Source organism: Enterobacter sp. C3_dUdeg, assembly GCF_057536195.1.
The window spans coordinates 664,005-676,747 of the sequence record NZ_BAAKFX010000001.1 but is presented as its reverse complement, the minus strand read 5'-3'; the positions used below and the strand labels follow the sequence as shown (position 1 = coordinate 676,747).

Genomic DNA, 12,743 nt, shown 5'->3' with positions numbered 1-12,743 from the left:
AGATCAGGGTATTAACATTGTTTTTATTTTACATTGCAGTCGTTTGCCCTTTCACATAACGTAACTGACACTTTTACCGGTTAAGGAGCTTCGCCGTGTTTTACGTGATTTACTCTGAAGATGTTGCTGATTCGCTCGAAAAACGCCAGGCTGTGCGCCCTGCGCATCTGGCACGTTTGCAGCTGCTCCAGGATGAAGGCCGTTTACTGACCGCCGGCCCAATGCCCGCAGTAGACAGCAACGATCCGGGCGCCGCCGGTTTTGCCGGTTCCACCGTGATTGCTGAGTTTGAATCTCAGGAAAGCGCTCAGGCATGGGCTGACGCAGATCCGTATGTTGCCGCAGGTGTGTATGCGAAAGTGACGGTTCGACCGTATAAGAAAGTGTTCTGATACCAAAGCGGCTCCGAAAGGAGCCTTTTTTATGGTGGAAGTTACGCGTCTCTGCGCCGGGTAAACTGCTGCTCCGTTATAAGGGTTCCCCACTGATCGCCCTCCCACTCTTTAACGAGCGTAAATCCAAACGATTCGTATAAACGTCGTGCGGCGGTCAGCTTATTGAATGTCCAGAGATGCACAGCAGAGAAACCAGCGCTGTCGCAAAAGCGCATCGCATCGGTCAGCAGTTTTTTCCCCACCCCGTGTCCCCGGCAGCCATCGTCGAGAATAAACCAGCGAAGATGCGCTTCACCCGGGGCTAAATCCTCACCATCTATCGCCACTGACCCCACTATCCTGCCGTTCATCACCGCCAGCCAGATCTGGTTGCATGGCTTATCCAGGCGGTCACTAAATTCTGCAACCCCTGCGGCCACTTTAGCCTCAAAAAAACGGCCAAAATGATGCTCGCGCGCGTAATAGACCCCGTGCATCTCCGCGACACGGCCAATCATGCCGGGAATATATCCCTGCACTATCGTGAGCTCGTCGGGGCGCGTGTCGCTGCCTGTCTCACGGCACGTCAGCAGCGCGTTGGCATAAAGGGAAAGTCCCTGAGAAATGGTCTGCTGCTGCGCAGGAGCCAGACTCTTTATTGCTGAGACCACGCGCTCATTGCTAAAGGTATTAATTTTACTGACCGTCTCATGACCTTTCGCGGTCAGCCTGAGACTCTTCGCTCTCGCATCTTCAGGTGAAGTAACTTCCTCGAGTTCGCCTGCGGCAATCAGACGAGCCAGCATACGGCTGACGCTGGACTTATCCAGCCCCAGCAGCTGCACCAGCTGACTCGCCGTCAACTCTTTGCGTAGGGCTATTTCGACCAGGGTATGGACGGCCGACGGTGAGTAATTCGTTGAGGCCAGGGTCGAGGCCATAAAACCTAACTCTCGCACCATAAGCCGCGAGGAACGTCGAATAACACTGACTACCGGGGTTTCGCTGTGCATGTTGTGCCCTCATCATTTAGTTGCACTATACAACTAACCGATGAGGGGTTGTCAAACATAATAAAAAAGCTCCCTCAGGAGCCTTTCAAACCATCAATGCAGCGACGCTAGCCTCGCCGCAAACCCGACAAACAGCAGCCCTATCAGCCCGTTCCCCAGCTTTGCCAGTTTCTTTTTCGTTTTCAGATAACGCGTGACAAACGCGCCTGAGAAGATCAGGAAGCTCATGTACATAAAGCTTATCAACTCCAGCGTCGTCGCGAGGATCAGGAAAGAAGTTCCAGTGCTCTGTGCATTCACGTCAATGAACTGAACGAAGAACGATACGTAGAACAGAATCGCTTTGGGATTGGTCAGGCTTAATACCAGCGAACGTTTCATGATCATACTGGCTGGTTCGGGGCCGCTCTCATTCGCGTTTTTCTGGCGGTTCACCACCGACCAGAGCATTTTGCCGCCCAGCCAGAGCAGATAGAAGGCCCCGAGATAGCGCACGATATTAAACAATACCGGCGTGGTCTGGATTAATGCCGCGACGCCCGCCCAGGCCAGAAACATCAGCACCGCATCGCCGATAAATACGCCCGTGGCGGCAAGATACCCTTTTTTAACGCCGTGACCGATCCCGGTTTTGAGCACAAACAGGGTATTCGGCCCTGGCACCAGCACGATAAAAAACGCGCCGACAACATACGTCCAGAAATTCAGTACGCCAAACTCCGCAAACACTTCTCCCTCCTTTTGCTAAACACAACAGGAATATCGCTGCAAATACGCTATTCCTAAAAAATCAGACGCTATAAAATCAGCGGGCACCCGTTACGGTGCCCTCATGGTTTCAGATATCCTGGACTGCGAACAGCAACGCATTGCGGTGTCTGGTCAATCCACATTTTCTGATGGCGTGAATACGCATATTGCGGCGGGATTGTGCTTCCAGCCAACGAGCCTTGCGACGACTCACCTGTCGCAACATGCGCCAGCGCCCTACTTCTGTTCTACTGCGCTTCATGTCTACAACTCTTTAACTTACAGAGTCGCCATTATAAACCCAACCCGGCAGCAAACCAGCGCTTTTACCTGGCGTTTTTATTTGCCAGATGAATCCTGATGCGTACACTCATAACAATACGCTTTCAAAAGGATTTTTTTACCTATGACAACCTTCTACACCGTGGTGAGTTGGCTGGTCATTTTGGGATACTGGCTGTTAATCGCGGGTGTGACATTACGCATCCTGATGAAGCGCAGAGCCGTACCCTCTGCCATGGCCTGGCTTCTGATCATTTATATCCTCCCGCTGGTGGGAATTATTGCCTATCTCTCTTTCGGCGAGCTTCATCTGGGTAAACGCCGCGCCGAGCGCGCCCGTGCCATGTGGCCCTCCACCGCGAAGTGGCTGAACGATCTTAAGGCCTGCAAACATATTTTTGCCGAGGAGAACAGCAGCGTCGCCTCCTCACTGTTTAAGCTGTGTGAGCGCCGTCAGGGGATTGGCGGCGTTAAAGGCAATCAACTGCAGCTGCTGACCTCGTCCGACGACGTCATGCAGGCGTTAATCCGCGATATTCAGCTGGCTCGTCATAATATCGAGATGGTTTTTTATATCTGGCAGCCCGGCGGGATGGCTGACCAGGTCGCTGAGTCGCTGATGGCCGCCGCGCGGCGCGGCATTCATTGCCGCCTGATGCTTGACTCCGCGGGTAGCGTGGCATTTTTCCGTAGCCCGTGGGCGGGCATGATGCGTAATGCCGGGATCGAAGTGGTTGAAGCGCTGAAGGTAAATCTCCTGCGCGTGTTTCTGCGCCGAATGGATCTCCGTCAGCATCGCAAAATGATCATGATCGATAACTATATTGCCTACACCGGCAGCATGAATATGGTTGACCCGCGCTTCTTCAAACAGGACTCGGGCGTAGGTCAATGGGTTGATTTGATGGCGCGAATGGAGGGGCCGATTGCCACCTCGATGGGCATCGTTTATTCCTGCGACTGGGAAATAGAAACCGGCAAGCGTATCCTGCCGCCACCGCCGGACGGCAATATTATGCCGTTTGAAGAGGCCAGCGGTCACACCATTCATACCATTGCTTCCGGGCCGGGCTTCCCGGAGGATTTAATCCATCAGGCGCTGCTGACAGCAACCTACTCGGCGCGTGAATATCTGATCATGACGACGCCCTACTTTGTCCCCAGCGACGACCTCCTGCACGCGATCTGTACCGCCGCGCAGCGCGGTGTCGATGTGAGCATCATTTTGCCACGCAAAAATGACTCCCTACTGGTGGGCTGGGCCAGCCGGGCATTCTTTAGCGAACTGCTGGCCGCAGGGGTAAAAATTTATCAGTTTGAAGGCGGATTGCTCCACACCAAGAGCGTTCTCGTCGACGGTGAGCTGAGCCTGGTGGGCACGGTCAACCTGGATATGCGCAGCCTGTGGCTTAACTTTGAAATCACGCTGGTCATTGATGATGCTGGCTTTGGCGGCGACCTTGCGGCGGTGCAGGATGATTATATCTCCCGCTCGCGGCTGCTGGATGCCAGACTGTGGGTGAAACGTCCGATGTGGCAGAGAATTGCCGAACGACTGTTTTACTTCTTTAGTCCGTTGCTGTAAAACGTGCCCAACGATGTTAAACAGGTAGTCATCATGGAAATGGATCTGAACAATCGCCTGACCGAAGACGAAACGCTCGAGCAGGCCTATGACATTTTTCTCGAACTGGCGGTTGATAACCTCGATCCCGCAGACGTGATCCTCTTTAATCTGCAGTTCGAAGAGCGCGGCGGCGCCGAATTGTTCGACCCTTCAGAAGACTGGGCTGAGCATGTTGATTTCGACCTGAATCCTGACTTCTTTGCCGAAGTGGTGATTGGGCTGGCCGATGAAGACGGCGGCGAAATTAATGATATTTTCGCGCGCGTTCTGCTCTGTCGCGAGAAGGACCACAAGCTGTGCCATATCCTCTGGCGCGAATAATAAAAAAGGCTGCGATTGCAGCCTTTTTTATTTACTCCGGCAATTCACTGCCGCAGCGGTAACAAAACCGCGCGCTGTGTTCATGTTCGCCCTGCTGGCAATGAGGACACTTGCGCTGCTGCTTGCGGTTCTGGAAGGCGCTGCTCATATGTGTGGTAATAAGTCCCGTCGGGATCGCAATCACCGAATAGCCAATCAAAATCAGCACGGACGCCACGATGCGACCCAGTGGCGTATGGGGCGTAATATCTCCGTAGCCCACGGTGGTGACGGTCACAATGGCCCAGTAGACGGACGCATTGAGCGTCGTAAAGCCATATTTAGGCCCTTCTATTAAATACATCAGCGCGCCAAAAACAATCATGACGATGGCAATAAACGAGTAGAACAAAATAAGCTGATGCCGGGCGCTGACGATCGCACTCCAGAACACGCGTAATGACGGCATAAAACGCAGCAATTTCAGAATACGTAATACCCGAATCACGCGCATCGCTCGCCAGGCAAAGACATAACTCAGGCTAATCTCCGGCCACAGCCACATGACATAGAGCGGCAGGATGGTGGCTAAATCGATAAATCCCCAGAAGCTGAAAACATATCTGGCCGGATTGGGCCAGGCTATTACCCGGAGGAGATATTCAGCGGTAAAAACCAGGGTAATCGCCAGCTCAAGCCAGACAAAAATATGCCATTCGTCAAACGTCAGGTGGTATTGCGTCCCGGCACCCGATTCAATAAAGATGACTACCACGCTGAGGAGCGCAAATAAACCGCACAGACCTTCGAAGCGTCGCCCGGAAACCGTTTCAGGATCGAATAAAAAATGATATAGCCGCCGACGGGCTGACGTGAATAAACGCGACACAGTTACCTCGCAAAAAATAAGGGCTGACATCATGTCAGCCCTTGCGATTATAACGGGTCTACTTTCAGGCAGGAAACCGCATGTCGGAAACTGCCTTCCAGAACCGGTCGCGTTTTAGCACATTCCGGCCCGGCCATCGGGCAGCGCGTGCGGAAGACGCAGCCTGACGGTGGGTTAATCGGCGAGGGTAATTCCCCTTCCAGAAGCTGGATGGTTTTATTCTTTTCCAGATCCGGATCGGGGATCGGCACCGCGGACATTAGCGCTCTGGTGTAAGGATGCAATGGATTGTGGTACACCTCGTCATAGGTGCCCAGCTCCACGGCATGCCCCAGATACATCACCAGCACGCGGTCAGAGATGTGTTTCACCACGGCCAGGTCATGCGCGATGAAGATCAGCGACAGCCCCATTTCGCGCTGCAGCTTCTGCAGCAGGTTAACCACCTGCGCCTGAATGGACACGTCCAGCGCGGAAACCGGCTCATCGCAGATAATCAGCTTCGGTTCGAGGATCAGCGCACGGGCAATACCAATACGCTGGCACTGACCGCCGGAGAACTCATGCGGATAGCGGTTGATGAGGTTTGGCAACAGGCCGACTTTCATCATCATCGCCTTCACGCGGTCGCGCACTTCCTGACGAGACATCTTCGGATGATAGGTGCGCAGCGGCTCGGCAATAATCTCACCGATGGTCATGCGCGGGTTTAATGATGCCAGCGGATCCTGGAAAATCATCTGGATATCGCTGCGCACCTCGCGCCACTCGTCGGGCTTCATGCCCAGCAGATCTTTACCCAGCCAGGCCACTTTACCGTCGGTGGCTTTGACCAGACCGATAATGGCTCGCGCAAAGGTCGATTTACCGCAGCCGGACTCTCCCACCACGCCCAGGGTTTCCCCTTCGTACAGGCGCAGCGTGACGCCGTCCACCGCTTTCAGGGTCTTCGGCGGCTGCCAGAACCACTGTTTGCCGTCTTTGATGTCGAAATGCACTTTAAGATCGGCAATTTCGAGCAGCACGTTGCGTTTTTCATCTAATGCATTCATACCAGCTCCTCCTGCGGCTTAAAGCAGGCGCGCAGACGGCCTGGTGCAAACTCTTCCAGCGGCGGAGCGCTGTTGCAGATTTCCATCGCGTGCGGGCAGCGCGGCTGGAACGGACAGCCTTTCGGCAGACGCAGCAGGTTTGGCGGGTTGCCCGGAATGGTGAGCAGGGATTCCCCTTCCGCATCAAGACGCGGCACCGCGTTCAGCAGACCAATCGAGTACGGATGGGCTGGCTGATAGAAGACATCGCGCGCTTTGCCGTATTCCATGGTACGACCGGCGTACATCACCAGCACTTTGTCACAGATGCCCGCCACTACGCCCAGGTCGTGGGTGATCATGATAATCGCCGTGTTGAACTCGCGCTTCAGCTCGTTTAACAGGGTCATGATCTGCGCCTGTACGGTAACGTCCAGCGCGGTGGTAGGTTCATCGGCAATCAGCAGCTTTGGCCGGCACAGCAGCGCCATCGCGATCATCACGCGCTGACGCATACCGCCAGAAAACTCGTGCGGGAACATGCGCATACGCTTGCGCGCTTCCGGCATTTTCACCGCATCCAGCATTTTGACCGACTCTTCAAAGGCCTCCGCTTTGCCCAGGCCTTTGTGCAGCATCAGGACTTCCATCAGCTGCTCGCCTACGCGCATATACGGATTCAGCGAGGTCATGGGATCCTGGAAAATCATCGAGATCTGCTCAGCGCGCAGCTTGTTCAGCTCGTGTTCCGGCAGGTTGAGGATTTCACGACCGTTGAATTTAGCGGAGCCGCCAATCACGCCGTTAGCAGCCAGCAGGCCCATCAGCGCAAAGGCAGTCTGGGATTTTCCGGAACCGGATTCCCCCACGATCCCCAGCGTTTCACCCGCGCGCAGGTTGAAGTTGAGATCGTTGACGGCGGTAACATCCCCGTCCGGCGTTTTAAAGGTCACGCGGAGATCTTTCACATCCAGCAGAAGGTTATTCTGCTGTTGCGCCTGTGGCGCAGTGGCCGTTTCAATAATTGTCATGACGGCGCTCCTTAACGGTCTTTCGGGTCGAGGGCATCACGCAGGCCATCGCCGATAAAGTTAAAACAAAACAGGGTAACGACCAGGAAACCCGCCGGATAAAGCAGCAGCCACGGTGAAACTTCCATCGAGTTTGCGCCATCGCTCAGCAGCGCGCCCCAGCTGCTCAGTGGCTCTTGTGTACCCAGACCCAGGAAGCTCAGGAAAGATTCGAACAGAATCATGCTCGGTACCAGCAGCGACGCGTAGACCACGACCACGCCCAACACGTTAGGAACGATATGGCGAACCACGATATTCCCGGTGGACACACCGCCTACCTGCGCCGCTTCAATAAACTCTTTGCGTTTGAGGCTCAGCGTCTGGCCGCGAACAATACGCGCCATATCCAGCCAGGACACCATCCCGATGGCCACGAAGATCAGCAGGATATTCTGGCCGAAGAAGGTCACCAGCAGGATGACGAAGAACATAAACGGGAAGGAGTTCAGGATTTCCAGCAGACGCATCATTACCGAGTCTATTTTGCCGCCGAGGTAGCCGGAAAGTGAACCGTAGAGCGTACCCACGATCACCGCCACCAGCGCGGCAGCAATACCGACCATCAGCGAGATACGGCCACCGATAGCGACACGCACCAGCAGATCGCGTCCCGAGGAGTCCGTGCCAAAATAGTGGCCTGATTCCATATCCGGCGCGCTGGACATCATGCCCCAGTCGGTGTCGAAATAGGTAAATTGCGACAACATCGGCGCCAGGGTCACAAACAGCGCGATGATCACCAGAACAACCAGACTGGCAACCGCTGCACGGTTGTGCATAAAGCGACGGCGCGCGTCCTGCCAGAGGCTACGACCTTCTACTTCCAGTTTTTCACTGAAGTTTTCCAGCGCCTCGCTGTTTTTCTTACTCAACATCATGGCGTGCTCCAGCGTTAGTAACGAATTTTCGGATCGATGACGGCATACAGCACATCGACAATAGCATTAAAGAGAATGGTCAGCGCACCGACGAGAATGGTCAGGCTCAGCACCAGCGAATAGTCGCGGTTGAGCGCGCCGTTAACGAACAGCTGACCAATGCCGGGCAGGCCGTAGATTGTTTCGATAACCATAGAGCCAGTGATGATCCCGACGAATGCCGGTCCCATGTAGGAAAGCACGGGCAACAGCGCCGGTTTGAGCGCGTGGCGGAAGATAATCCGACGCATCGGCAGCCCTTTAGCGCGCGCGGTACGAATGAAGTTCGAGTGCAGCACTTCGATCATTGAACCACGGGTGATACGCGCGATACTGGCGATGTACGCCAGAGATAATGCCACCATCGGCAAAATCATGAACTTCAGTGCCCCGCCGTTCCAGCCGCCTCCAGGCAGCCACTTCAGCGTGATGGCAAATATCATCACCAGTAATGGCGCGACAACGAAGCTGGGTATCACTACCCCGGTCATTGCCACCCCCATTACGGCATAATCCCATTTGGTATTTTGTCTGAGCGCGGCGATGACGCCCGCGGTGACCCCGAAAACGATGGCCAGAATGAATGCCGCAGCACCCAACTTAGCCGAAACCGGGAAGCTGGACGCGACCAGGTCGTTAACGGAATAGTCTTTATATTTAAATGACGGTCCAAAATCGCCGTGGGCCAGCTGCTTCAGGTAATTGAAGTACTGGGTGGAGATAGGATCGTTCAAGTGGTATTTCGCTTCGATATTCGCCATGACTTCAGGCGGCAGCGTACGCTCACCGGTAAATGGACTGCCCGGCGCAAGACGCATCATGAAGAAGGAAATCGTGATGAGAATAAATAGCGTTGGAATCGCTTCAAGACAGCGACGTAGGATAAATTTCAACATTGCCCGTACCTTCTGGCGTGTGCCTATATTATGTGACGTTGGTTAGACACCGTGGGGCGAGCATGCCCGCCCCACTCATTGCCATTAATGCTTGATAATATACAAGTTTTTAACGTAGATATTATCCATCGGGTCTTTACCGGTATATCCACCTACCCACGGTTTCACCAGACGGGCGTTAACGTAGTAGTAAACCGGAACGATCGCGGAATCTTTATCCAGCTGCTGCTCGGCTTTAGAGTACAGTTCTGTACGCTGTGCTTCGTCAGTAGTTTTCAGCGTGTCGCCAATCAGCTTGTCGAATGCCGGACTCTTATAGTGCGCGGTGTTGTTCGAGCTGTCGCTCAGCATGGTGTTCAGGAAGGAGGTCGGTTCGTTATAGTCCGCACACCAGCCAGCACGTGCCACATCAAAGGTGCCCTGATGACGGCTGTCGAGGAAGGTTTTCCACTCCTGGTTTTCCAGCTTCACGTTCGCGCCCAGGTTCTTTTTCCAGATCGAGGCGACGGCGATAGCCAGTTTTTTGTGCAGATCGGAAGTGTTGTACAACAGGCTGAAGGTCAGCGGCTTATCTGCGGTGTAGCCCGCTTCGGCCAGCAGTTTCTTCGCTTCTGCGTTACGCTGTTCCTGAGTCTGTTTAAACCACTCTGGCTCGGTCAGTTTTGCGCCATCGGTGTATGGAGGGGTATAGCTGTACGCCGGCAGATCGCCCTGGTTTTTCACTTTGTTCACGATGATATCGCGATCCAGTGCCAGCTTCAGCGCGGTACGTACACGTACGTCGGTAAACGGTGCTTTCTGGTTGTTGATTTCATAGTAATAGGTGCACAGGTACGGATCGACGTGAACTTCTTTAGGGATCTCTTTTTTCAGTTTCTGGAACAGTTCAATCGGCATGTTGTTATAGGTCATGTCGATTTCACCGCTGCGATAGCGGTTAACGTCAGTCACTTCGGACGAAATTGGCAGGTAGGTCACCTGGTCAATAACGGTTTTCGCGTTATCCCAATACTGCGGGTTACGGTCAAGCACCATACGTTCGTTGACCACCCAGTCTTTCAGCTTATAGGCACCGTTGGTCACGATATTGGCAGGCTGCGTCCATTTCTCACCAAATTTTTCCACGGCGGATTTTGGTACCGGGGAGACGGACGGGTGAACCAGCAGCTTATAGAAGTACGGAACAGGTTCGCTCAACGTCACTTCAAAGGTATTGGCATCGATCGCTTTTACGCCCAGGTCGGTAACAGGTTTTTTGCCCGCGATGATGTCATCAATATTGGCGATGTGGCCATATTGCAGGTAGCTCGCATACGGAGAGGCGGTGGTTGGATTCGCCAGACGCTGCCAGCTATAAACGAAATCTTCGGCCGTGACCGGTGTACCGTCGGACCATTTCGCATCTTTACGCAGATGGAAGGTCCAGACTTTGAAATCTTTGTTTTCCCATTTTTCTGCAACACCCGGCGCCGGGTGGCCGTCTACGTCTGTCACCAGCAGGCCTTCGAACAGGTCGCGGTTAACGTTAGACTCAGGAACACCTTCAATTTTGTGCGGGTCAAGAGACTGAACTTCCGCACCGTTGTTACGCACCAGCGTCTGTTTCTCCGCCAGTTGAACACCTGCAGGAACGTCCGCAGCCATTGCAGCGTTGCCCGCGATTAGCGCAGTTAAAATCCCCGCCGCTACCAGATTTTTTTTTGTGATGATGGACATTGTGTTGGTACTCCACTCATTATAATGACTGGCCTTCGCCAGCTGTGTAATCCCCTTTTGGGGCCTGTACAGCGCAGGAGTTTTTTTTGCTGCTGTCAGGTTCTTCTTTTACTGCTTGCTATCACCGACTTTTTTATTACTGACCGCTCGTATGGCCGTCTTGCGTCGATTCTTTACAGGCCTCCCCTGTTTGAGACCTGCGCTGGATATCTGAGAAGAGAACTATATGAAAATAATTCTCATCTGCTTGTTTTATGCTGCAAAATATTAGGCCGGAAAGTATCAAATGGCGTAAACGCGCGCCAATACATTTTGCAAATTTGTTAAGCAATTCTCTTTTACGGTGAGTACCGCATCGTTGAGGGCAGCCCTGCCGGACATCGAACACCACTTAAAAATCATGATATTCAATAAGATAGAGAAAACCTTCTCTACACGCGCGTCTCTGCGCTATCATCGAGTGATTTTGTACAAAAATTTAACAACTGGTTATTATTTAGCACATTCATCTAGGGGAATGTTGAATTTACTAATATCATTTCGGTTATCTCTCAGCAAGCCCCAGAGTATCATGTGAGTAAAATAACAGATCGATCGAAGGTTTTCTGCGCAGGCGAGTTTGGCGGGAATTAATAACTCATTGAAATACAAGCAATGAACATTATTAGTAGAATTTATTATGATATGTGAGCATTTCAACTTTAGTTATAGGATTTACTGATAATGACGTAAAAAAACGGAGCCGTGGCTCCGTTCTTTCATACGAAATATCAGTGCAGCAAACCGGGGAAAATGCTTTTAATTCCTGTAACGATGAATTCTATCCCTAACGCCATCAACAGCAGCCCCATAATACGCGTTATGACGTTAATGCCCGTCTGCCCCAGCAGGCGCACCAGCCAGGGCGCCATGCGGAATACTCCCCAACAGCAGAGTGCGAAAAGCGCAATGGCAACGGAAAAGCCAATCAGGTGCATCAGGCTATGGTAACGCGTGCCCCAGACAATGGTTGAACTGATGGCGCCAGGGCCAGCCATGAGCGGTAAGGCCAGCGGCACCACGCCAATACTCTCGCGGATAGCTGTTTCTGACTTCTCCTGCTTGTTCTGTTTATCCTCGCCCAGCTTACCGCTGATCATGGACATGGCGATGGTCACGACCAGAATCCCACCCGCTATGCGGAAAGAGTCAATCGAAATGCCGAAGAGCTGGAGAATGGCGTCCCCAAGAAAAAGGGAGGTGAGCAATATGATAGCCACTGACAGGTTAGCGGTGAGGTTGGTCTTATTCCTCGCCGCCGCCGTCTGGTAACTCGTCATACTAATAAAGACAGGAATGATCCCCACCGGGTTGACCAGGGCAAACAAACCAATAAAAAATTTAAAATACGTTGGAAAATCAAAGAGCGTTTGGATCACGTTTTGCTCCGCTTATACACATGCCCGGGACTGACACTTTGTCATGAGAAATCGCGCTGAAGATACCCTTTTTATTAGCATACTTCACTCGAAATCTGTGGCAAAACGTTATCATTTCAGGATGTTAAACATATGTATAATCAGTGATAGCGCCGCTTCCATTACTTACGTAATTATTTAACACTTGAAAAATCTCAACGAAATAACCCTGCTGAAAGGTATCAGCTTGGGGGAAAATTGACGCAGATCATGATTTCCGTACTCAGAAGTGAGTAATCTTGGTTACGCCCCCAGGGAGATCACCTGACAAAAAGGGATGATGCTAAGGTAAGGCTCTTTTAGTAAATTAGTGTGCTGACGCAGAAAGTAACTCTTTGTTTTACTTTGTGTTACGCAAGTCGTATCGGCTCTGTCTATACTGTGTGACGTATCGAGCGCTGGTTTACTAAAAGAGTTT

General features: G+C 52.6%; 13 protein-coding genes. 3 read left to right on the top strand and 10 right to left on the bottom strand.

All coding sequences use genetic code 11. The annotated features are described in order from the left end of the window. Positions 1-95 precede the first annotated feature (95 nt). On the top strand, positions 96-392 hold the full coding sequence (locus AC27FC_RS03135) for a YciI family protein (RefSeq protein ID WP_029741731.1): 297 nt from the start codon (positions 96-98) through the stop codon (positions 390-392). A gap of 41 nt (positions 393-433) precedes the next feature. Here the strand turns inward: AC27FC_RS03135 and AC27FC_RS03130 are convergent, their stop codons facing one another. The 3 genes from AC27FC_RS03130 to AC27FC_RS03120 form a co-directional block, all read right to left on the bottom strand. Further along, entirely contained in the window at positions 434-1,387 is a 954-nt protein-coding gene (locus tag AC27FC_RS03130; RefSeq protein WP_196354276.1) for a bifunctional helix-turn-helix transcriptional regulator/GNAT family N-acetyltransferase, read from the bottom strand. 93 nt (positions 1,388-1,480) lie between these two features. Continuing rightward, entirely contained in the window at positions 1,481-2,116 is a 636-nt protein-coding gene (gene leuE, locus AC27FC_RS03125) for a leucine efflux protein LeuE (RefSeq protein WP_033145755.1), read from the bottom strand. 109 nt (positions 2,117-2,225) lie between these two features. Further along, entirely contained in the window at positions 2,226-2,399 is a 174-nt protein-coding gene (locus tag AC27FC_RS03120; protein WP_086379783.1) for a YciY family protein, read from the bottom strand. Positions 2,400-2,543: 144 nt separating this feature from the next. On the opposite strand from AC27FC_RS03120, the gene cls reads away from it, so the two are divergent. Next, positions 2,544-4,004, top strand: coding sequence for a cardiolipin synthase (gene cls / locus AC27FC_RS03115; protein WP_029741729.1), 1,461 nt, complete (start codon positions 2,544-2,546; stop codon positions 4,002-4,004). Between the two features lie 33 nt (positions 4,005-4,037). After that, on the top strand, positions 4,038-4,367 hold the full coding sequence (locus tag AC27FC_RS03110; protein WP_006810881.1) for an HI1450 family dsDNA-mimic protein: 330 nt from the start codon (positions 4,038-4,040) through the stop codon (positions 4,365-4,367). A 31-nt stretch (positions 4,368-4,398) separates the two neighbouring features. Here the strand turns inward: AC27FC_RS03110 and AC27FC_RS03105 are convergent, their stop codons facing one another. The 7 genes from AC27FC_RS03105 to AC27FC_RS03075 form a co-directional block, all read right to left on the bottom strand. Beyond that, a complete protein-coding gene (locus tag AC27FC_RS03105) occupies positions 4,399-5,268 on the bottom strand; it encodes an ion transporter (protein ID WP_048975814.1) in 870 nt (289 codons plus the stop codon). 14 nt (positions 5,269-5,282) lie between these two features. Continuing rightward, positions 5,283-6,287, bottom strand: a complete 1,005-nt coding sequence (oppF, locus tag AC27FC_RS03100) for a murein tripeptide/oligopeptide ABC transporter ATP-binding protein OppF (RefSeq protein ID WP_023312094.1) — start codon at positions 6,285-6,287, stop codon at positions 5,283-5,285. Next, positions 6,284-7,297, bottom strand: coding sequence for an ABC transporter ATP-binding protein (gene oppD / locus AC27FC_RS03095; RefSeq protein ID WP_023312095.1), 1,014 nt, complete (start codon positions 7,295-7,297; stop codon positions 6,284-6,286). The genes oppF and oppD overlap by 4 nt, the downstream gene beginning before the upstream one ends. A gap of 11 nt (positions 7,298-7,308) precedes the next feature. After that, complete coding sequence (oppC, locus tag AC27FC_RS03090; protein ID WP_023312096.1) at positions 7,309-8,217, bottom strand: oligopeptide ABC transporter permease OppC; 909 nt, start codon at positions 8,215-8,217, stop codon at positions 7,309-7,311. A 14-nt stretch (positions 8,218-8,231) separates the two neighbouring features. Further along, a complete protein-coding gene (gene oppB / locus AC27FC_RS03085; protein WP_008502786.1) occupies positions 8,232-9,152 on the bottom strand; it encodes an oligopeptide ABC transporter permease OppB in 921 nt (306 codons plus the stop codon). Between the two features lie 84 nt (positions 9,153-9,236). Further along, positions 9,237-10,868: an oligopeptide ABC transporter substrate-binding protein OppA gene (oppA, locus tag AC27FC_RS03080; RefSeq protein WP_033145757.1), complete on the bottom strand. Its 1,632-nt coding sequence runs from the start codon at positions 10,866-10,868 to the stop codon at positions 9,237-9,239. A 770-nt stretch (positions 10,869-11,638) separates the two neighbouring features. After that, positions 11,639-12,286: a YchE family NAAT transporter gene (locus AC27FC_RS03075; RefSeq protein ID WP_023312098.1), complete on the bottom strand. Its 648-nt coding sequence runs from the start codon at positions 12,284-12,286 to the stop codon at positions 11,639-11,641. Between the last annotated feature and the right edge of the window lie 457 nt (positions 12,287-12,743).

What these genes read in the sequence shown, in the direction of transcription:
- AC27FC_RS03130 (WP_196354276.1), bottom strand. Translation starts at nt 1,387, where the DNA reads ATGCACAGCGAAACCCCGGTAGTCAGTGTTATTCGACGTTCCTCGCGG.
- AC27FC_RS03120 (WP_086379783.1), bottom strand. Translation starts at nt 2,399, where the DNA reads ATGAAGCGCAGTAGAACAGAAGTAGGGCGCTGGCGCATGTTGCGACAG.
- cls (WP_029741729.1), top strand. Translation starts at nt 2,544, where the DNA reads ATGACAACCTTCTACACCGTGGTGAGTTGGCTGGTCATTTTGGGATAC.
- AC27FC_RS03110 (WP_006810881.1), top strand. Translation starts at nt 4,038, where the DNA reads ATGGAAATGGATCTGAACAATCGCCTGACCGAAGACGAAACGCTCGAG.
- AC27FC_RS03105 (WP_048975814.1), bottom strand. Translation starts at nt 5,268, where the DNA reads ATGATGTCAGCCCTTATTTTTTGCGAGGTAACTGTGTCGCGTTTATTC.
- oppF (WP_023312094.1), bottom strand. Translation starts at nt 6,287, where the DNA reads ATGAATGCATTAGATGAAAAACGCAACGTGCTGCTCGAAATTGCCGAT.
- oppD (WP_023312095.1), bottom strand. Translation starts at nt 7,297, where the DNA reads ATGACAATTATTGAAACGGCCACTGCGCCACAGGCGCAACAGCAGAAT.
- oppC (WP_023312096.1), bottom strand. Translation starts at nt 8,217, where the DNA reads ATGATGTTGAGTAAGAAAAACAGCGAGGCGCTGGAAAACTTCAGTGAA.
- oppB (WP_008502786.1), bottom strand. Translation starts at nt 9,152, where the DNA reads ATGTTGAAATTTATCCTACGTCGCTGTCTTGAAGCGATTCCAACGCTA.
- oppA (WP_033145757.1), bottom strand. Translation starts at nt 10,868, where the DNA reads ATGTCCATCATCACAAAAAAAAATCTGGTAGCGGCGGGGATTTTAACT.